At 55.5% G+C, this 19,179-nt stretch carries 17 protein-coding genes; 10 read left to right on the forward strand and 7 right to left on the reverse strand.

Features of this window, described 5'->3' with window-relative positions:
* Positions 1 to 3 precede the first annotated feature (3 nt).
* From murD to mutT, 10 genes are all read left to right on the forward strand, one after another.
* Positions 4 to 1,296, forward strand: coding sequence for a UDP-N-acetylmuramoyl-L-alanine--D-glutamate ligase (gene murD, locus ACZYUB_RS01935; RefSeq protein WP_463945101.1), 1,293 nt, complete (start codon positions 4 to 6; stop codon positions 1,294 to 1,296).
* Positions 1,293 to 2,465 carry a cell division protein FtsW gene (gene ftsW / locus ACZYUB_RS01940; protein ID WP_463945103.1) on the forward strand — a complete coding sequence of 391 codons (1,173 nt, stop codon included), beginning with the start codon at positions 1,293 to 1,295 and terminating at the stop codon, positions 2,463 to 2,465. The genes murD and ftsW overlap by 4 nt, the downstream gene beginning before the upstream one ends.
* Positions 2,462 to 3,532, forward strand: a complete 1,071-nt coding sequence (gene murG, locus ACZYUB_RS01945) for an undecaprenyldiphospho-muramoylpentapeptide beta-N-acetylglucosaminyltransferase (RefSeq protein WP_463945105.1) — start codon at positions 2,462 to 2,464, stop codon at positions 3,530 to 3,532. Before ftsW ends, murG begins: the two co-directional genes overlap by 4 nt.
* 12 nt (positions 3,533 to 3,544) lie before the next feature.
* Positions 3,545 to 4,999, forward strand: a complete 1,455-nt coding sequence (gene murC / locus ACZYUB_RS01950; protein WP_463945107.1) for a UDP-N-acetylmuramate--L-alanine ligase — start codon at positions 3,545 to 3,547, stop codon at positions 4,997 to 4,999.
* Positions 5,000 to 5,140: 141 nt separating this feature from the next.
* On the forward strand, positions 5,141 to 5,914 hold the full coding sequence (locus ACZYUB_RS01955; RefSeq protein WP_463945108.1) for a cell division protein FtsQ/DivIB: 774 nt from the start codon (positions 5,141 to 5,143) through the stop codon (positions 5,912 to 5,914).
* Entirely contained in the window at positions 5,874 to 7,130 is a 1,257-nt protein-coding gene (ftsA, locus tag ACZYUB_RS01960) for a cell division protein FtsA (RefSeq protein WP_463945110.1), read from the forward strand. Before ACZYUB_RS01955 ends, ftsA begins: the two co-directional genes overlap by 41 nt.
* Before the next feature lie 36 nt (positions 7,131 to 7,166).
* Positions 7,167 to 8,318 (forward strand): cell division protein FtsZ, encoded by a 1,152-nt coding sequence (gene ftsZ, locus ACZYUB_RS01965; protein WP_460881537.1) that lies wholly within the window; start codon positions 7,167 to 7,169, stop codon positions 8,316 to 8,318.
* A 105-nt stretch (positions 8,319 to 8,423) separates the two neighbouring features.
* Positions 8,424 to 9,347 (forward strand): UDP-3-O-acyl-N-acetylglucosamine deacetylase, encoded by a 924-nt coding sequence (gene lpxC, locus ACZYUB_RS01970; RefSeq protein ID WP_463945111.1) that lies wholly within the window; start codon positions 8,424 to 8,426, stop codon positions 9,345 to 9,347.
* Between the two features lie 467 nt (positions 9,348 to 9,814).
* Positions 9,815 to 12,538 carry a preprotein translocase subunit SecA gene (gene secA, locus ACZYUB_RS01975; RefSeq protein ID WP_463945113.1) on the forward strand — a complete coding sequence of 908 codons (2,724 nt, stop codon included), beginning with the start codon at positions 9,815 to 9,817 and terminating at the stop codon, positions 12,536 to 12,538.
* Positions 12,539 to 12,601: 63 nt separating this feature from the next.
* Entirely contained in the window at positions 12,602 to 13,015 is a 414-nt protein-coding gene (gene mutT, locus ACZYUB_RS01980) for an 8-oxo-dGTP diphosphatase MutT (protein ID WP_463945114.1), read from the forward strand.
* 21 nt (positions 13,016 to 13,036) lie between these two features.
* Here mutT and yacG read toward each other — a convergent pair whose 3' ends face one another.
* From yacG to tapA, 7 genes are all read right to left on the reverse strand, one after another.
* A complete protein-coding gene (gene yacG / locus ACZYUB_RS01985) occupies positions 13,037 to 13,234 on the reverse strand; it encodes a DNA gyrase inhibitor YacG (protein ID WP_463945115.1) in 198 nt (65 codons plus the stop codon).
* A 10-nt stretch (positions 13,235 to 13,244) separates the two neighbouring features.
* Entirely contained in the window at positions 13,245 to 13,970 is a 726-nt protein-coding gene (zapD, locus tag ACZYUB_RS01990; RefSeq protein ID WP_463945116.1) for a cell division protein ZapD, read from the reverse strand.
* A 43-nt stretch (positions 13,971 to 14,013) separates the two neighbouring features.
* Entirely contained in the window at positions 14,014 to 14,628 is a 615-nt protein-coding gene (gene coaE / locus ACZYUB_RS01995) for a dephospho-CoA kinase (protein ID WP_463945117.1), read from the reverse strand.
* A gap of 12 nt (positions 14,629 to 14,640) precedes the next feature.
* A complete protein-coding gene (locus tag ACZYUB_RS02000) occupies positions 14,641 to 15,534 on the reverse strand; it encodes a prepilin peptidase (RefSeq protein WP_463945119.1) in 894 nt (297 codons plus the stop codon).
* A gap of 58 nt (positions 15,535 to 15,592) precedes the next feature.
* The gene (locus tag ACZYUB_RS02005; RefSeq protein WP_463945120.1) at positions 15,593 to 16,840 is read right to left on the reverse strand and encodes a type II secretion system F family protein; all 1,248 of its coding nucleotides are present in this window, start codon (positions 16,838 to 16,840) and stop codon (positions 15,593 to 15,595) included.
* Between the two features lie 74 nt (positions 16,841 to 16,914).
* Positions 16,915 to 18,624, reverse strand: a complete 1,710-nt coding sequence (gene pilB / locus ACZYUB_RS02010) for a type IV-A pilus assembly ATPase PilB (protein WP_463945121.1) — start codon at positions 18,622 to 18,624, stop codon at positions 16,915 to 16,917.
* Positions 18,625 to 18,698: 74 nt separating this feature from the next.
* Entirely contained in the window at positions 18,699 to 19,169 is a 471-nt protein-coding gene (gene tapA / locus ACZYUB_RS02015) for a type IVa pilus major pilin TapA (RefSeq protein WP_463945123.1), read from the reverse strand.
* Positions 19,170 to 19,179 lie beyond the last annotated feature (10 nt).

Genomic DNA, 19,179 nt, shown 5'->3' on the forward strand with positions numbered 1-19,179 from the left:
CAGATGAGCAAGGTGGTCATCCTCGGACTGGGGAAAACGGGTCTTTCGTGTGTGCATTACTTCCTGCGTCAGGGGATCACTCCTATGGTGTTGGATACCCGTGCCAATCCACCGGGACGTCAGGAGTTGCCTGCTGGTGTCGAACTGCTTTGTGGCGAACTGGATGTGGCACTACTGACCCAGGCCGAGCTCATCATCGCCAGTCCCGGGATCGCGCTGGCGACTCCGGCACTCCAGGCGGCAGCCGCTGCAGGCGTCGAGATTATCGGTGACATCGAGCTGTTTGTCCGCGATGCCCGGGCGCCTATCGTGGCGATCACCGGTTCCAATGGTAAGAGTACCGTGACCTCGCTGGTGGGCGAGATGGCCGCAGAGGCCGGGATCCAGGTTGGAGTGGGCGGTAATATCGGTACACCCGCACTGGATCTGTTACTAGAGCCTTGCGATCTGTATGTGCTCGAGCTTTCCAGCTTCCAGTTGGAGACTACTCATTCTCTGCGTGCGGCCGCTGCGACCATCCTCAACCTCAGCGAAGACCACCTGGATCGTTATGAGGGTATGGCCGGCTACCTGGCGGCCAAGCAACGGATATATGCCGGAGCACAGCACATTCTGGTCAACCGCGACGACCACGCCACCCAACCCCAAGCGGGAAGCGTGTGGCAAAGTTTCGGGCTGGATGCCGCCTCGTATGGCCGTATCCTGCACCAGGGGGCTCTCTGGCTGGCGGTACAGGGCGAACCCCAACTGCCAGTCAAGGAATTGAATATTGTCGGTGCCCACAACCAGATGAATGCACTGGCGGCCATGGCACTGTGTGATGCTGTGGCTGTACCGCGCGCCGCGCAACTGGCGGTGCTGCGCCGCTTCAGCGGTCTACCTCATCGCTGCCAATTTGTGCGTGAATATCAGGGCGTGCGCTGGATCAATGACTCCAAGGCCACCAATGTCGGCTCGACCCTGGCGGCAGTGGCTGGTCTGGCGGAGGCGGTCCAGGGACGTTTGATCCTCATCGCTGGCGGTCAGGGCAAAGGACAGGATTTTGCGCCGCTGCAAGCGCTGCTCGGTCACGGCATCGATCTCATGCTCTGTTTTGGTCAGGATGCTGATTTACTCTGTGCTCTTGGTGCGCAAACCGAGCGAGTTGCGGATCTGAACGCTGCCGTGGTTCGAGCCCAGGCCGTAGCGCAGCCCGGCGATTGGGTGTTGCTGGCACCGGCCTGTGCCAGTCTGGATATGTTCAAGAATTTCGAGCAACGGGGCGACTGCTTCACGGCTCTGGTGGAGGCGCTATGAGCCAGATGTTCGCCTGGATCTGGCAATGGCTGGTGCCGGAACGGCAGTCGATTTACGATCGACAATTGTTGGTGCTGGCCTTCAGTCTGATGAGTGTTGGCTTAATCATGGTCGCTTCTGCATCGATCACCGAAGGGGTGTCGTTGCAGAATGATGCGTTTTTCTTCGTCAAACGCCATCTGATCTTCCTGGTGCTCTGTTTGCTGTGTGGAGTTGGAACCCTGTATGTGCCAGTCCGCTATTGGCAGCAATGGGGGGGCCAGTTGTTGATTTTCTCTATTCTGATGTTGCTCCTGGTGCTGGTGGCCGGACACAGCGTCAATGGTGCCAAGCGCTGGTTGCCATTGGGGCCCTTTAATTTGCAACCGGCGGAAACTGCCAAGCTGGTGCTCATCACCTACCTCTCTGGTTATCTGGTGCGTCGCATTGACGAAGTCCGCGGACGCTTTACCGGGTTCGTTAAACCCCTGGCGCTGGTGTTCTGCATGGCGTTGTTGCTGTTGGCGCAACCGGATTTGGGCTCTGTGGTGGTGCTGTTTGTGACCACGCTGGGACTGTTGTTTCTGGCGGGTGCCCGGGTAATCCAGTTTGCCTTGATGATCCTGATGGGGGTGGCTGCGCTGGTGATGCTGATCCTGTTTGAACCCTATCGGATGCGGCGGGTGACTTCGTTCATGGACCCGTGGGCGGATCCTTTTGGCAGTGGCTATCAGCTGACCCAGTCCTTGATGGCTTTCGGTCGCGGTGGTTTCTTCGGCCAAGGGCTGGGGAATTCGGTGCAGAAGCTGGAGTATTTGCCGGAAGCGCATACCGACTTCGTATTTGCCATTTTGGGCGAAGAGCTGGGATATCTCGGAGTGCTGAGCGTACTGGCATTGCAGCTGGCTCTGGTGTTCAAAGCCTTGCAGATTGGTTACATAGCCCTGCAAGAGAAGAAGTTCTTTGAGGGCTATGTCGGCTGCGGGATTGGCATCTGGTTTGGTTTTCAGACCGTGATTAACGTCGGCGCTGCGGCTGGCATGCTGCCGACCAAGGGATTGACCTTGCCGCTGGTCAGCTACGGTGGCTCCAGTCTGATTGCGATGAGTATTGCCGTCGCCCTGTTGCTACGCATTGATTTCGAGATGCGGCGGGATCGGGTGCAAGTGTTACAAAAGGGAGCCGTATGAGCAAAACACTGCTGATTATGGCGGGTGGTACTGGGGGCCACGTCTTCCCGGGATTGGCGGTTGCCCATCAGCTGCAGGCCGAAGGGTGGCAGATCCACTGGTTGGGTACGGCGGATCGTATGGAAGCGCAGCTAGTCCCCGCTCACGGATATCCCATCTCGTTTATCGATATCCAGGGAGTACGAGGCAATGGCCTGCGACGCTTGTGCATGGCACCTTGGCGCATTCTCAAATCCATCTGGCAAGCTCGCCGGATAATCAAGTCCCTACATCCGGACCTGGTGTTGGGAATGGGCGGCTTTGCGGCTGGTCCTGGTGGCATTGCGGCCTGGCTGGCTGGCATTCCGCTGGTGCTGCATGAGCAGAATGCGGCTGCAGGCATGACCAACCGATTGTTGTCTCGTCTAGCCAGCCGTGTGCTGATGGGTTTTTCCGGTGCTTTCGGACGCGATATCCAGGGCGAGGTGGTGGGCAATCCGGTACGGGCTGAGGTTGTCGCCTTGGCGGCTCAGCCGTTGAGGTTGCCGGATCATCAACAACCGCTGCAGGTCTTGATTATCGGTGGTAGTCTCGGCGCCCGGGTTCTCAATGAGATGGTTCCTCAGGCTCTGGCTGCGGTCGATCAAGTTCGCATCCGGCACCAGACCGGCAAAGGCAACGCGGAAGCCGTGGAGATGAGCTATCGCGATCTGGGTGTCGGCGATGTTGAAGTCAGCGAGTTTATAAGCGATATGGCTCAGGCCTATCAGTGGGCAGATCTCATCATCTGTCGAGCCGGAGCCCTGACCGTGGCCGAAGTGGCCGCGGCCGCCGTCCCCGCCATTTTTGTGCCGCTGCCCCATGCGGTGGACGATCACCAGACCCGCAATGCCGAGAGTCTGACCCGTGAAGGTGCGGCCTTGTTGTTGCCGCAACGGGAGCTGACACCTACCCGGCTGGCACACCAGGTCGAAGAACTGAATCGGCATCGGGAACAATTAGTCGGTATGGCACAAGCGGCTCGCCGCGTTGCCATATTGAATGCCACGGAGCGGGTTGCTGCCGTGTGTAGACAACTAGTCAAATAATGAGAGAAGAGCATGACAAAGGTTGAACTGGCAAAACTACGTACCATGATCCCGGAAATGCGCCGGGTTCGTCGCATCCATTTTATCGGTATTGGCGGCGCTGGTATGGGCGGTATTGCCGAAGTTCTGGCCAATGAGGGCTACCAGATTTCCGGCTCGGATATCGCCAACAATGCGGTGACCCAGCGACTGAACCAGTTGGGCGCTACTATCTTTATCGGGCACGAAGCCAGTCATGTTGCCGGGGCGAGCGTGGTGGTCGTGTCGACCGCCATCAAGAACGACAACCCGGAAGTGGTTGCCGCCCGTGAACTGCGCATCCCGGTGGTGCGTCGGGCTGAGATGCTTGCTGAATTGATGCGCTACCGCCACGGGATCGCGATCGCCGGTACCCATGGCAAGACCACGACTACCAGTCTGGTCTCCAGTATCTATGCCGAAGCGGATCGGGATCCGACCTTTGTGATCGGCGGCTTGCTAAATAGTGCGGGAACCAATGCCCGTCTTGGATCCAGCCGCTATCTGATTGCCGAGGCTGACGAGAGCGATGCCTCCTTCCTGCATCTGCAACCTATGGTTTCCATTGTGACCAATATCGAAGCCGACCATATGGATACCTATGGTGGGGACTTCAACAAGCTCAAGGCAACCTTTATCGAGTTTTTACATAACCTGCCGTTTTATGGTCTGGCTGTGTTGTGCATCGATGACCCGGTGATCCGCGGGTTACTGCCGGATGTTGGTCGCGCGACTATTACCTACGGCTATAGCGATGATGCAGATGTCCAGGTTCTGGATTTTGTGCAGGATCACAACCGCAGTAGTTTCAAGGTTCGACGCCAGGATGGCTCCTTGTTGGCGGTCACCTTGAATCTACCGGGCCGCCATAATGCGCTGAATGCGGCAGCGGCCATTGCCGTTGCAACTGAAGATGGCATTGACGACGCGGCCATTACCGCGGCGTTATCTCGCTTTGAGGGAGTTGGTCGTCGCTTCCAGCACTATGGCGAGTTTGCCACTGGTCAGGGCCAGGTGATGCTGGTGGACGATTATGGCCATCATCCCAGCGAAGTCAGAGTCACCATTAATGCGGTACGTGCCGGCTGGCCGGAACGGCGCCTGGTAATGATCTTCCAACCGCACCGCTACACCCGGACACGGGATCTGTACGAAGATTTCGCTGAAGTGTTGTCGAAGGTGGATGTACTGATCCTGCTGGATGTGTATGCCGCCGGTGAAGAGCCGATCCCGGGCGCTGACAGTCGGGCTCTGTGTCGTTCCATTCGCCAGCGGGGTCAACTGGATCCGGTGTTTGTGGCGACTACCGCCGAAGTTCCCGCGGTGTTGGCCGGATTGTTAGCCGAAGGCGATCTGGTATTGACTCAGGGCGCAGGCAATGTCGGGGCACTGGCCCGCACTTTGGCGGATTTGCAGCTGAATGTGGAACAAATGAAGCAAAATGGCTGATGTTCGCTCAGGTTTTTACAAGCGTTGTTTTGACCAGACGGGGGCGGCCGATATAATGGCGCACTTGATTTTTCGCGATGCCGCATCAGGCAAGTACTAGGCGGCATCGACAATGGTTTGGGCAGGGGTAGGCGCAGCAAGATGAGTGGAACAGTCATGCGTACCCGCGGTGAGTTTTTGTTTGGCGTTTTGTTTTTTGTGGCCGTTATTTTTGGCTTGAGCTCGGCGGTCACCGATTTGAAACGCTGGTTTTTTGAAGAGGACCGGATCCCGGTCAGTGGCTTGGTGGTCCAGGGCAAGCTGGATTATGTCACGGTCGAGGATGTGCGTTCGGCGCTGCGCGACGAGCCTGCGGTCAGTAATTTTTTCAAACTGGATGTCAATCAGATCCAGCAGCGGATTGAAGACTTGCCCTGGGTGTACCAGGCCTCGATCCGGAAACGCTGGCCCGCTCTGCTGTACGTCTATGTGGTGGAACAATCGCCCTTGGCGTTATGGGGTGAGGATCGGTTGCTCAGTGACAAGGGCGGAATTTTCAAGGCGCCGTTAGAGCGTTTGAAGCGACCACTGGTGAAGCTTTCTGGCCCGGATGATATGGCCGAGCGGATCTGGGATGAATACAAGAGTTACGAACGAATTTTGGCTCTGAATGGCTATCATATCGAGTCCCTGAATTTGACTAAACGCCACTCGTGGGAGTTGCAGGTCAAGGGAGGGCCCAGATTGATACTCGGACGGGGTGATGCAAGAGCGCGTCTACAGCGCTTTATCGATGTCTATCCCTTGCTGGAGATGCGAGATCAAATCGCCTATCTGGACATGCGCTACGACACCGGAATTGCTGTAGGTTGGAAACCAATTGAAGGGACTGGCAATGACCAAGACCGCGGACAGAAACCTGATAGTCGGACTTGATATCGGCACCACCAAGGTTGCCGTATTAGTGGGAGAGGTCTTGCCTGATGGCGAGATCAATATTATCGGCTTGGGTACTCACTCGGCGCGCGGCATGGATAAAGGCGGGGTCAATGATCTGGAATCAGTGGTCAAGTCGCTGCAGCGGGCGGTTGATGAAGCCGAGATGATGGCGGATTGCCATATCTCGTCAGTATTTCTCGGTGTCTCCGGACGCCATATCGAGTGCCGTAACGAGAAGGGTATGGTCCCTATCTCCGATGAAGAGGTTAGCCAGGAGGATGTCGATAACGTCATCCATACCGCCAAGTCGGTACGGCTGCCGGAAGAGCATCGGGTGTTACATGTGCTGCCACAGGAGTACTCAATTGACTATCAAGAGGGAATCAAAAACCCGATTGGGCTGTCAGGGGTACGGATGGGAGCCAAGGTCCACCTGATTACGTGCCACAACGATATGGTCAAGAACATCGAGAAATGCGTGGAGCGCGTTGGTCTGCGTGTGGATCAGCTGATTTTCTCGGCCTTGGCGTCCAGCTATGCGGTGCTGACCGATGACGAAAAAGAGCTGGGTGTCTGTGTGGTCGACATGGGCGGCGGCACCATGGATATCGCCATGTTTACCGGTGGCGCCCTGCGTTATAGCAAGGTGATCCCCTACGCAGGTAATACTGTGACCAGTGACATTGCTTATGCCTTCGGGACGCCACCAGTTGATGCAGAAGCCATCAAGGTGCGGTACGGTAGTGCCCTGGGACGTCTGGTCAGTAAAGAAGATACCATCGAAGTTCCAAGTGTCGGTGGGCGGGCAGCGCGCAGCCTGCAGCGGCAGACCTTGGCCGAGGTGATTGAACCCCGCTACAGCGAGTTGCTGGGCCTGGTACAAGATGAAATATCCAGAATGCAAAACGAGCTGCGAACGCAGGGCGTCAAGCATCAGCTAGCTGCCGGTGTGGTCTTGACCGGTGGTGCCGCGCAAATTGAGGGCATAGTCGAATGTGCCGAACAGATTTTCCAGTGCCAAGTGCGTGTCGGTGAACCCGAAAACATTCGTGGCCTGACGGACTATGTACAGGCGCCGGTCTTCTCGACCGCCGTGGGTCTGTTGCAATATGGCAAGCTTCACCAGTCCAAAGGAAGCAGGGATAGTAACGTCAAAGCGAGCGTTGGTGGCTTGTTCCAGCGGGTCAGCAATTGGCTACGCGGCGAGTTTTAGATTTTGCGAGTAAGCAAATAGTGCGGAGAGAGAATCATGTTTACTTTTGAACCGGTAGGAAGCCAGGGTGATGATGCCGTCATCAAAGTAATTGGTGTCGGTGGTGGTGGTGGTAATGCGGTGGAACACATGGTGCGTGAAAGCATCGAAGGTGTGCATTTTATCGCCATCAATACCGATGCTCAGGCGTTGCGCAATTCCGGCGCCGAAACCACAGTGCAAATTGGTGGCAATATCACCAAGGGCCTGGGTGCTGGGGCAAATCCAGAGATCGGCCGCGAAGCCGCTCTGGAGAACCGTGATGACATCCGCCAGATGCTGGAAGGCTCGGACATGGTATTCATTGCCGCCGGTATGGGTGGTGGTACCGGCACCGGTGCCGCACCTGTGGTGGCTGAAGTCGCCAAGGAGCTGGGTATCCTGACGGTTGCGGTTGTGACCAAGCCCTTCAACTTTGAAGGCAAGAAGCGGATGAGCTACGCCCTGCAAGGGATTGAAGAGCTCTCCAAGCACGTTGATTCGCTGATCACCATCCCGAATGACAAGTTACTGAAGGTGCTGGGTAAGGGTGTCAGCCTGCTCGAAGCGTTCAAGGCTGCCAACGATGTGTTGCTGGGAGCCGTACAAGGGATCGCTGAGCTGATTACCCGCCCGGGCCTGATCAACGTCGACTTTGCTGACGTGCGTACCGTGATGCGAGAAATGGGGACCGCCATGATGGGTACCGGCCATGCGCGCGGTGACGATCGGGCAGAAGAAGCGGCCGAGAAGGCGATCTCCAGCCCACTGCTGGAAGATGTTGATCTGGCGGGTGCGCGCGGCATTCTGGTTAACATCACTGCGGGTATGGATGTGACCATGGAAGAGTTCGAAATCGTGGGTAATGCTGTCAAGGCGTTTGCCTCCGAGAATGCGACTGTGGTGGTGGGTGCCGTAATCGATCCAAACATGCAGGATGAACTGCGGGTGACCGTGGTTGCGACCGGGATTGGCCAGGATCGCAAGCCGGAAATTACCCTGGTGAAGAATGCTCAGAAGAGCGAGCGCCCACTGCGCTCCCTGATGCAGGATAATCCGATGCCTCAGTACGATGAGCGGCCAAAAGCTGTCAATGCCGAGCCGGTACAAGCCCGTGCCGAGCCGGACTATCTGGACATTCCCGCTTTTCTGCGCAAGCAAGCAGATTAATGGCGGAATGCGTCAGGAATGTGACGTGATTAGCATTTGCGCAACTCGTATGTTAATATGCATGCGAAGGGTTGGTCCGACCACCCGGCTGATCGAGGTGAATTGATGATTAAACAACGTACTCTCAAGAAAAGCGTACAGGCTACCGGTGTAGGGCTGCACTCTGGACGCAAGGTTTCCGTGACCTTTCGCCCGGCACCCGCCAACACGGGTATCCTTTATGTGCGCAGCGACCTTGAGCCTGCTGTCACCATCAAAGCAGAAGCCTCTGCGGTGCGTGATACAGTGCTGTGTACGGCCTTGGTCAACGAGCAAGGAGTCCGGATCTCCACGGTTGAGCATTTGTCTGCTGCCCTGGCCGCATTGGGCATCGATAATCTGATTGTCGAAGTCGATGCGCCCGAGTTGCCGGTGATGGATGGTAGTTCTCATCCGTTCATCTACTTGTTGCAATCGGCTGGCATTGAAGAGCTCAATGCGCCGAAGCGCTTTGTCCGCATCAAAAAAACGGTGCGGGTCGAAGATGGCGACAAGTGGGCAGAATTGCGTCCGTATGCCGGTGGTTTCCGCATGAATTTGCGCATCGACTTCCAGCATCCGGTATTTGATCCACGCAAGCAGGCTTTGAGCATGGAGTTCAGCGGCGCCGCTTTTGCTAAGGAGCTGAGTCGCGCTCGTACCTTTTGCTTCATGAAGGATGTCGAGTTCATGCACTCCAAGAATCTGGCGTTGGGCGGCAGTCTGGAAAATGCCGTCGTCCTGGATGAGTATCGGGTACTGAATGAAGAAGGCCTTCGCTATGACGATGAATTCGTCAAGCACAAGCTGCTGGATGCTGTGGGTGATCTGTACATGTGCAATCACAGTATTCTGGGCGAATTCAGTGCCTTCAAGACAGGCCATGCGGTGAATAACCAGTTGTTGCGCACCCTGCTGGCCGATGCTGAAGCGTGGGAAATGGTGACCTTTGAAGATGTCGCTGTTACCTCGCCCATCCCCTTCCTCGATGGGCAGTGGGTTACCGCGTAAATCAGCTGCGTCATATCGTTTTTGTAAAAAGGCACCGACTCTCTCCCCGGTGCCTTTTTCTTTGGGCTTTTTGCAACTGACGACTCGACGGTCCGGATATGCTACCCTCGGCGTCGGACTCGGTTTTTCCGACGCCGCTATTATGGGGCGTGGACTTGAATAATGAGTCGGGTGTCACCATATCCTCTTGGTTGTGTGATATCGGTTTGCTTTCCGTGTATTGATGGTCTAGGGGAAGCAAGCTGACCGCAGGGGATGGGTTAAGATAACCACCGTTTTGCCCGATTATCCTTACGCAATGACCCCATACCCTTGCGAAGTGTTCAAAACGGCGAGCTGATTATTTTCCAGAGTTTGGTTCTTGGTTTGGCAATACATGAGTCCTGAGTCAGGACGTGTGTTCTGTTGAGTGGCCTGTTTCATCCTGTGATGAAATAAGAAGAGTACAACCAGAGAGTTGGTTCGAGATGATTACAAATTTACTGACCCGCATTGTTGGTAGCAGCAATGACCGCACGCTGAAAAAACTGCGCAAAATCGTCAAGCAGATTAATGCCATGGAGCCTCAATTCGAAGCGTTGAGTGACGCTGAGTTGAAGGCGAAGACCGTCGAATTCCGCGCCCGTATCGAGCAGGGCGAAGAGCTGGAGCAACTGCTGCCGGAAGCCTTTGCGACCGTTCGCGAAGCCTCCAAACGGGTATTCGGCATGCGTCATTTTGACGTCCAGTTGATGGGCGGCATGGTGTTGAATAACAACCAGATTGCAGAAATGAAAACCGGTGAAGGAAAGACGCTGACTGCGACCCTGCCCGCTTACCTGAATGCTTTGACCGGTCGGGGCGTACATATCGTCACCGTGAACGACTATCTGGCGAAACGGGACGCCGAATGGAATCGTCCATTGCTGGAGTTTCTCGGTTTGACCGTGGGGTGCAACTTGCCGGGCATGAGCCCTCCCGAGAAGCATCAGGCCTATGCGGCCGATGTTACCTACGGCACCAACAACGAATTTGGCTTCGACTATCTGCGTGACAACATGGCGTTTTCACCAGAACAGCGTGTTCAGCGTCCGCTGTACTACGCATTGGTCGATGAAGTGGATTCGGTGCTGATCGATGAAGCTCGGACTCCGCTGATTATTTCTGGTGCCGCCGAGGACAGCTCCGAACTGTATATCAAGGTCAACAAGCTGATTCCGGCTCTGCAGAAGCAGGATAAGGAAGATAGCGAGGAGTATCGGGGTGAAGGTCACTATACGGTTGATGAGAAGGCGCGTCAGGCGCTGTTGACCGAAAATGGCCAGATCTATGTGGAAGAGTTGTTGAAGCAAAATGGGCTGCTGTCGGCTGAGGACTCTCTGTTCTCGGCGGCCAACATAACCCTGTTGCATCATGTCAATGCGGCCCTGCGGGCTCATACCCTATTCGAACGCGATGTGGATTACATCGTCAAGGATGGTGAGATCGTCATCGTCGATGAACATACCGGCCGTACCATGACCGGTCGTCGCTGGTCGGAAGGTCTGCATCAGGCGATTGAAGCCAAGGAAGGGGTGAAGATCCAGAACGAGAACCAGACTATGGCCTCGATCACCTTCCAGAATTACTTCCGTTTGTATGACAAATTGGCCGGTATGACCGGGACTGCGGATACCGAAGCTTTTGAGTTCCAGCAAATTTACGGCCTCAATACCGTAGTGCTGCCGACGAATCGCCCCATGGTGCGTAAAGACTCCGGTGATCTGGTCTATCTGACGGCCGAAGAAAAATATGCGGCCATAGTGCAGGACATCAAGGATCGGGTTGCCGAAGGGCGTCCGGTGCTGGTGGGTACCATCTCCATCGAAAACTCGGAGCTGATTTCTTCGGTGCTGAACAAGCAAGGGATCAAGCACCAGGTGTTGAATGCCAAATTCCATGCGATGGAAGCCGATATCGTGGCTCAAGCCGGTCGTCCGGGGGCTGTCACCATCGCCACCAACATGGCCGGTCGGGGTACCGATATCGTACTGGGTGGTAATTGGCAGGCTGAATTGGATAAGCTCGACAACCCTACTCCCGAGCAGATCGAATCAGCCAAGGCGGAATGGCAGAAGCGCCATGACGAGGTTATCGCCGCCGGCGGTTTGCATATCATAGGTACTGAACGTCACGAATCCCGGCGTATCGATAATCAGCTCCGTGGCCGTTCCGGTCGTCAGGGCGATCCGGGCTCTTCCCGTTTCTACCTGTCCATGGAAGATACTCTGATGCGTATTTTCGCCTCCGATCGCGTGACCGGCATGATGAAAAAGCTGGGCATGGAATATGGAGAGGCGATCGAACATCCTTGGGTGACCAAGGCCATCGAAAATGCCCAGCGCAAGGTCGAAGCTCGTAACTTCGATATCCGTAAGAATCTGCTGGAATTTGATGATGTGGCCAACGATCAGCGCAAGGTGGTCTACGAACAACGCAACGAATTGCTCGATACGGCCGACATCAGTGAAACCATCAATGCGATCCGCGCCGACGTCATCGATGGCGTGATTGATGAGTACATCACACCGCACTCACTGGACGAAACTTGGGATATTCCAGGGCTGGAGCAGCGCCTGCAAGCGGATTTCAATTTGTCTCTGCCGATTGCCCAGTGGCTGGCGGAAGATGACAAATTGTATGAAGAGCTGCTGCGCGAGCGTATCGTCCAGGAAGCTGAAACTTTATACAACGCCAAGAAAGCTCTGGTCGGCGATGAGGTGATGAACCAGTTCGAGAAGTCAGTGATGATGCAGACGCTGGACAACCTGTGGAAGGAGCATCTGGCGGCCATGGATCATCTGCGGCAGGGTATCCATCTGCGCGGTTATGCGCAGAAGAATCCGAAACAGGAGTACAAGCGCGAGTCATTCGAGCTCTTCACCCAGATGCTGGAAACCTTGAAGCAGGAAGTTGTCTCTATCATCTGCCGGGTTCAGGTTCAGGAGCGAGACGTGGATGCGTTGGAAGAGCAGCGTAGACGTGCTGAGGCAGCCCCGCGCACCTACACTCATGCCGATGCGGCGGCACTGAATGAAGAGGGCGAAAGCGAGCCTGCCAGCCCTGCTGCGGTGCAGACTCCCTTCGTGCGTGGTGACAAGGTGGGGCGGAATGATCCTTGTCCTTGTGGTTCCGGTAAAAAATACAAACAGTGTCATGGCCAATTGAGCTAACTGATTGGCATGTTTGGAAAAGGCGGCTTAGGCCGCCTTTTTTATGAGTCAAAGTGAGGCGATATGGAAAAGAAACGGATCTGGGTTGCAGTCGGGGTCGTCGAAAACACGGCTGGGCAGGTGTTTATCTGCCGCCGCTCGGATGGGCAGCATCAGGCGGGGAAATGGGAGTTTCCTGGCGGTAAAGTTGAAGCGGGTGAAACCATGCCTACCGCTTTGGCTCGTGAATTAGCCGAGGAGATAGGTATCGAGGTGCAGCAGAGTGAGCCTTTGCTGCAAATTGAACACGATTATCCGGACAAGTCGGTGTTGCTGGATGTCTGGCGGGTGACCGCATTTAGCGGCCAACCTTATGGCCGTGAAGGTCAACCCGCACTATGGGTCGATCGGCAGTCATTGCTGGAATATGAGTTTCCGGAAGCGAACCGCCCAATCACCGAACGAGTGATGGCGCAGGAGGACCCGGCTCCGATTTGATGAGTCGCAGAGGTTCGCGGCTCAGTCCTCGTATTCATCATCAAGGCCGAGCAGACTACCCTCTGGATCCTGGTTTTGGGCCGGGATCCGCTTCTCCTCATTAGCCCACTCCCCGAGATCGATGAGTTGGCAACGCTTGCTGCAAAAGGGGCGAAACGGGCTTTCCTCATTCCAGCTGACGGCTTTGCCACAGGTTGGGCATTGGACTACGGTGACCATATTCATTCTCCTAACAGCAGGCCAGCTGAAATTCGATATCGCCGGTTTCCAGTTCTCCTAACGGCAGGAAACGCACGGCGAAACGGCTCTTGTGGCCACTCATGGTCGGATAATGACCCTGGGACGGATCGACACGCAGCCGGATCAGCTCGGCACCTTCTGCATTGGCTTGATAAAAACCATTCCGCGCAACCTGAGCGCTAAAGCTGCCGCTATCGCGCCAAAGCTGGAGCAGGCGCTCTGTGGCGCGCATCAGCAGATCCAGCTCTTGAACCCAGGCCTGGCTATCTCGCAGACGTTTTTCCAGAGGAAGACCCAGCCAATGATGCAGGATCGGCACATCGAAGGGGCAGAGGCCGCCGGGGATGGAAAAGCGTTGCCGGATGGCACAGAGGAATTTGTCTTCCTTGAAACGGCTACCGGCGCGAACCGAGCGGGGTAACTCGTAAATCAATGTTGCCAATTCGCTCTGCAGGCTGGCCAGTTTGCTCAGGTCCACCTCGGGCAACTGGCTCCAGCTTTCCAGTTTTTGCCGCTGTTTTTCCAGATCTTTCATCAGATCTGTGCGGATATCGCAGCGCTCGGAAAGCTCGATGAAATCAAATAGCGCCTTGAAAAAATTGAACGACTGGGTCGACTGTTCCAGTTGTTGGCAGTTTTTCAATTGTTGGAACAGGGCATCGAATCGTAGATAGGTACGACTCTTTTCATTCAGCGGAAATTCGTAGGTGAGCATTAGGCTTGGACTCTTATCTCGGATGCGCAGAGTGTAATGGCATTCACTGCGGATGTTGAGCAGATAACGCTAAATAGGTGATATGTAGCTGTCTGACTCGCTCTCGCAAGGCGTCGAAGTCATTGCCTTCGTTGTCAATCCGGTCATCGCTGCGCTGCAGGCGCTCGGCTCTGCTCAGCTGAGAGTCCATGATGGCCTGAACCAGCTCGGGGCTATTGCCATCCCGCTGACAGGTGCGGGCAATCTGGGTCTGCTCGCTGACATCAATGCACAGGGTGCGCTGGACGGCCTGATCCAGACCATTTTCAAACAACAGGGGAGCCATCAGGATCACGTAGTCGCCGCTCGCCTCCTGGCAGCGCTGCAGCAGAGTTTGGCGGATCAGGGGGTGCAGCAATTGGTTCAGCCACTGCTTGTGTTGCGCGTCGGCAAAAATAAGCCGACGCAGAGTGGCTCGATCCAGCTCGCCTGCGGCATTGAGGACCTCGGACCCAAAGTGTGCCGCGATCTGCTGTAGCGCGGGTTGGCCTGGCGCCACGAGTTCTCGGGCAATCGCGTCGGCATCTACTACGGTTACGCCTTCGGTAGCAAACAGGTTTGCGACCGTGGTTTTGCCGCTGCCGATACCGCCAGTCAGCCCGAGGATCCAGTTACTCACGGTGATAACACCTCATAGCAGGCTCTGCAAATACCAGGTTGTAATGTCGTTACCCCAGAGCAAGGCGATCCAGCCCGCCATGGCGAGATAAGGACCAAAAGGGATGGGATTGCCTTGTTGGTGACGACGCAGTAGTAGCAGCGTGATGCCAACTATGGCGCCGACTAACGAGGAGAGGATCAGGATCAGCGGCAGCGCTTGCCAGCCCAGCCAAGCGCCAAGGGCAGCGAGTAGCTTGAAGTCACCATATCCCATGCCTTCCTTGCCTGTTAGCAGTTTAAAGCTCCAGTACAGGCTCCAAAGTACCAAGTAACCGAACGCCGCGCCCAGCACCGCATCTTGCAGACTGACAAAATGACCACTGATATTGAGCAGCAGACCCAGCCAAAGCAGGGGCAGTGTCAGCTGATCTGGCAGTAGCATCTTGTCCAGATCGATAAAGGTCAAGGCGATCAGGGTCCAAGTCAGCAGCAGGGCGCCGAGTAACGGCCAGCCGAGCGGGAAATACCAGGCAATAGCCGCAGTCGCTAGGCCGGTGCACAGCTCCACCAGAGGATAGCGGGCAGAGATTCGAGTCTGACAGCCCCGGCAGCGGCCCCGCAGCATCAGCCAGCTCAGGATAGGGATATTCTCCAGCGCCGTGATGGCATGGCCGCAATGGGGGCAGGCCGAGCGAGGAACCATCAGATTAAAGCGCTCTGGCGCCGCCGCCGGCTGGTTATCATCGGAGGATTTGTCAAAATAGTCGCGGTACTCCTGTTGCCAGCTGCGTTCCATCATGATGGGCAGGCGATGGATCACCACATTCAAAAAGCTGCCGACCAGTAGCCCAAGCAGGGTTAGAGTCGCCAGATAGAGAACGGGAAATTGTTCAGCCACTAGGGCCAGATCGTGGAATGACGGCATGGTGATTCTCAATAAAAAGGGGCCCACAGTGTGTGCCCCTGATGCATAAAAGTTGCTGTTACTTGATGACGCTACCCAGTTTAAAGATAGGCAGATACATGGCGACCACCAGACCACCGACCAGTACCCCCAAGACCACCATGATCAGCGGTTCGATTAGGGTGGCGAGGCCATCGACGGCATCGTCCACCTGCTGGGAGTAGATACCGGCGATCTTGGTCAGCATATCATCGATACTACCGGACTCTTCGCCGATCATCACCATTTGGGTGACCATATCCGGGAACACCTCCACTGTGCGCATGGCGATATGCATCTGCATCCCGGCCATCACCTCGTTGCGCACCGCCATCACTGCATCGCGATAGAGGGCGTTGCCGGAGGCGCCTGCCGCCGAGACCATGGCATCCACCAGCGGGATACCGGCGGCAAAGGTGGTGGAGAGGGTGCTGGCAAAGCGTGCCATACAGGCTTTGTGCAAGATCATGCCTATAATCGGCAATTTCAGCAGCGCCTTGTCGGTCTTATCGCGCACGGTTTGTGAATTGCGGTGGGCGCGTACGAACAAAAAGACGACTAGTGCCACACCGCCGAAGATGAAGTACCAAGAGTGTTGCAGGAAACGGGAGAGACCGATCACCATCTGGGTAAAGACGGGCAGCTCGGCACCGAAGCTCTTGAAGATATCTTCAAACTGTGGCACCACAAACAGTAGCAGGATAGTAGTGACGATTATGGCAACCCCCATAACCGCAGCTGGATACATCATGGCCTTTTTGATCTTGGATTTCAGCGCCTCGGCCTTCTCGCGGTAGGTGGCGATGCGGTCATAGATCTGCTCCAGAGCGCCGGATTGCTCACCGGCGGCGACTAAGTCGCAGTAGAGATCATCGAAATAGCGCGGATATTTTTTCAGCGCCTGAGAGAGCGGAATACCGCTTTCCACTTCGGCACAGATAGCGGCCAATAGATCGCGCATGCTAGTTTTCTCATGGCTGCTGGCCAGCAGGCGTAGAGTCTGTACCAGGGGGACGCCGGCCGAGAGCATGGTGGTGATCTGCCGGGAGATCATCGCGATATCCATCGGCTTGATGGCGCCGGAGTACTTGGAGAACAGCGACTGGCTCTTGCGGTGGATCTTACTGACATTGACCCCTTGCTTGCGCAGTTCGGCCTTCACCTGATTGGGATTCTCCCCCTGCATCTCGCCGGAGACCTTCTGCCCCTTGCGATTGATGCCCTGCCAGACATAGGGGTAGAACTTCTTGGCTTCGATCTTGTCGCGACTTCCGGGAGTGAGTGCCATGTTGCTTCCTTGTCTTTAAATGGCGCTAAATCGATATGGGCTGTAGATCAGCGGGCGAACTTGGTCTGCGGAACTTAGCCGCTGGTCACCCGATTGATTTCCGCTAGGCTAGTGATGCCGAGCCGCGCCTTATCCAGCCCAGATTGACGCAGGGTGCGCATTCCCTCTTGTTGTGCCAGAGTGGCGATCTGCAAGGAGTTGCCCCCTTCCATAATCAGATTGGCGATTGCCTCGGACATGGACATCATCTCGTAGATACCGACACGGCCTTTGTAACCACCGGAACACTCCGGACAACCCACGGGTTTGTACAGCTGCAACCCGGCATCCAGTTGTTGCTGGGAGTAGCCCAGAGCCAATAACTCATGAGCAGGAATGATCTCTGGCACCTTGCAATGGTCACATAAACGACGAGCCAAACGCTGAGCCATGATCAGGGTCACCGAAGAGGCGATATTAAAGGCTGGGACCCCCATATTCATCATCCGGGTCAGGGTCTCGGCTGCCGAGTTGGTATGCAGGGTAGAGAGCACTAGGTGACCGGTTTGCGCCGCCTTGATGGCGATCTCGGCGGTTTCCAGATCGCGGATTTCCCCGACCATGACCACGTCTGGATCCTGGCGCAAGAAGGCGCGTAGGGCGCTGGCAAAGGTGAGTCCCGCCTTGGGGTTGACCTGCACCTGGTTGATGCCCATCAAGTTGATTTCCACCGGATCTTCGGCGGTGGAGATATTGCGCTCTGAAGTGTTGAGGATATTGAGGCCTGTATAGAGGGAGACTGTTTTCCCCGAGCCGGTGGGCCCCGTGACCAGTATCATGCCTTGGGGTTTGGCCAGCGCCTTGAGGTAGGTTTCTTTTTGCTGCGGTTCATAGCCGAGCTGGTCGATATTCAAGCGGGCGGCCGAGGAGTCTAGGATCCGCAGTACTATCTTCTCCCCCCACATGGTGGGTAGGGAATTCACACGTAAATCCATGGCCTTGTTTTTGGAAATTTTCAGCTTGATGCGGCCATCTTGCGGCAGACGGCGTTCGGCGATATCCAGTCGTGACATGACTTTGAGGCGTGCCGAGAAGCGACTGGCCAGATTCACTGGTGGGCTGGCGATTTCGTGCAAGATGCCATCGATTCGAAAACGAATGCGGTACTTGGTCTCGTAGGGCTCGAAGTGCAAGTCCGAGGCGCCGCGCTTGATGGCATCCAGTAGCACCTTGTTAATATATTTAACAATAGGAGCATCATCATCGCCATCATCATTGGATTTGTTGTCGAGCTGACTACTCTCCTCGGCGACTTCCAAGCTATCCATATCGCTGTCGCTGAGATTATCCACCCCCAGCGCCTCGCTGACGCCTTCGGTCAGCTTCTGGATGGCTTTTTGCAGTTTCAACTCATCGACCAGCAGCGCTTCGGTATGCAGGCCAAAGCTGAAACCGAAATCCTCCAGTGCCGAGACATTGGTGGGGTCCGACATGGCGACATACAGGGTATGCCCCTGGGTATAGATGGGCAGGGCGTGGTGTTTGTCGATGAGCTTGCTATTGAGATATTTCTGCGGGATCTCGCCCAGATCGAAGGCGTCCAGATCCAACAGAGGTATCCCATACTCCTGCTCGCAAAACTCGGCTAAAGCCGCGCTGGCAAGAATTTTATTCTCCACCAGAAAAGTGACTAGGGGTTTGCGTTGTTGCTTGGCTTCGGCGCTATATTTGCGGGACTCTTCATCGCTTAATAGTGCCGAAGAAACCAAGCTTAAGGCTAAGCCACTATTGGGAGATGCTGTCATTAACGCCTTCCTGATGTTAACAAAACATAGGCTCATAATTCGTCTGAACTATGAGCCTATTCCCTCGACTAGTTTCAGCAGAGACTTCTTTCGGTGCAGGTACCTGTATCACGAGTCCAAGTAATCTGTTTGTTAGGTTGGACAGTCCCAACCATTACAAAAGTGGTGCCCGCGTCAAAATCAGTACCACCAGTTATTGTGATTGTTGCTGTCGTAGCATTAGTGGCAACCACATTAGTATTGGCAACAGCGTTATCTACTCGGGTTGCGGTCGCATTCGCAATGCCTGCAGCCAATGCGGCAGCGGCGGCATCGATACAATTGGCGTTTGTGCCTGTCAGATCAATATCTGCACCCGCTGTATCTGCACTTTGAACACAAACTTCTAAAGCTGTTTTGGCTGGACCCGCTGCCGCAACAGGTTCGGAAAATCGAGCGCGCAGTGTATAAGTTTGGTATGCAGGCAGCGCAATTGCAGCCAGGATGGCGACGATGGCCACAACGATCATCAATTCAATCAGGGTAAAACCAGTTTGCTTTTTCATTTCAGGTTTC

This window comes from Pseudaeromonas sp. HNCC25DJ182 (assembly GCF_055413365.1).

Coding starts and splice junctions, on each gene's coding strand:
- ftsZ (WP_460881537.1), top strand. CDS start 7,167: ATGTTTACTTTTGAACCGGTAGGAAGCCAGGGTGATGATGCCGTCATC.
- ACZYUB_RS02000 (WP_463945119.1), bottom strand. CDS start 15,534: ATGCCGTCATTCCACGATCTGGCCCTAGTGGCTGAACAATTTCCCGTT.
- zapD (WP_463945116.1), bottom strand. CDS start 13,970: ATGCTCACCTACGAATTTCCGCTGAATGAAAAGAGTCGTACCTATCTA.
- murG (WP_463945105.1), top strand. CDS start 2,462: ATGAGCAAAACACTGCTGATTATGGCGGGTGGTACTGGGGGCCACGTC.
- tapA (WP_463945123.1), bottom strand. CDS start 19,169: ATGAAAAAGCAAACTGGTTTTACCCTGATTGAATTGATGATCGTTGTG.
- secA (WP_463945113.1), top strand. CDS start 9,815: ATGATTACAAATTTACTGACCCGCATTGTTGGTAGCAGCAATGACCGC.
- lpxC (WP_463945111.1), top strand. CDS start 8,424: ATGATTAAACAACGTACTCTCAAGAAAAGCGTACAGGCTACCGGTGTA.
- ACZYUB_RS02005 (WP_463945120.1), bottom strand. CDS start 16,840: ATGGCACTCACTCCCGGAAGTCGCGACAAGATCGAAGCCAAGAAGTTC.
- yacG (WP_463945115.1), bottom strand. CDS start 13,234: ATGGTCACCGTAGTCCAATGCCCAACCTGTGGCAAAGCCGTCAGCTGG.
- murD (WP_463945101.1), top strand. CDS start 4: ATGAGCAAGGTGGTCATCCTCGGACTGGGGAAAACGGGTCTTTCGTGT.
- ACZYUB_RS01955 (WP_463945108.1), top strand. CDS start 5,141: ATGAGTGGAACAGTCATGCGTACCCGCGGTGAGTTTTTGTTTGGCGTT.
- mutT (WP_463945114.1), top strand. CDS start 12,602: ATGGAAAAGAAACGGATCTGGGTTGCAGTCGGGGTCGTCGAAAACACG.
- ftsA (WP_463945110.1), top strand. CDS start 5,874: ATGACCAAGACCGCGGACAGAAACCTGATAGTCGGACTTGATATCGGC.
- ftsW (WP_463945103.1), top strand. CDS start 1,293: ATGAGCCAGATGTTCGCCTGGATCTGGCAATGGCTGGTGCCGGAACGG.
- pilB (WP_463945121.1), bottom strand. CDS start 18,624: ATGACAGCATCTCCCAATAGTGGCTTAGCCTTAAGCTTGGTTTCTTCG.
- murC (WP_463945107.1), top strand. CDS start 3,545: ATGACAAAGGTTGAACTGGCAAAACTACGTACCATGATCCCGGAAATG.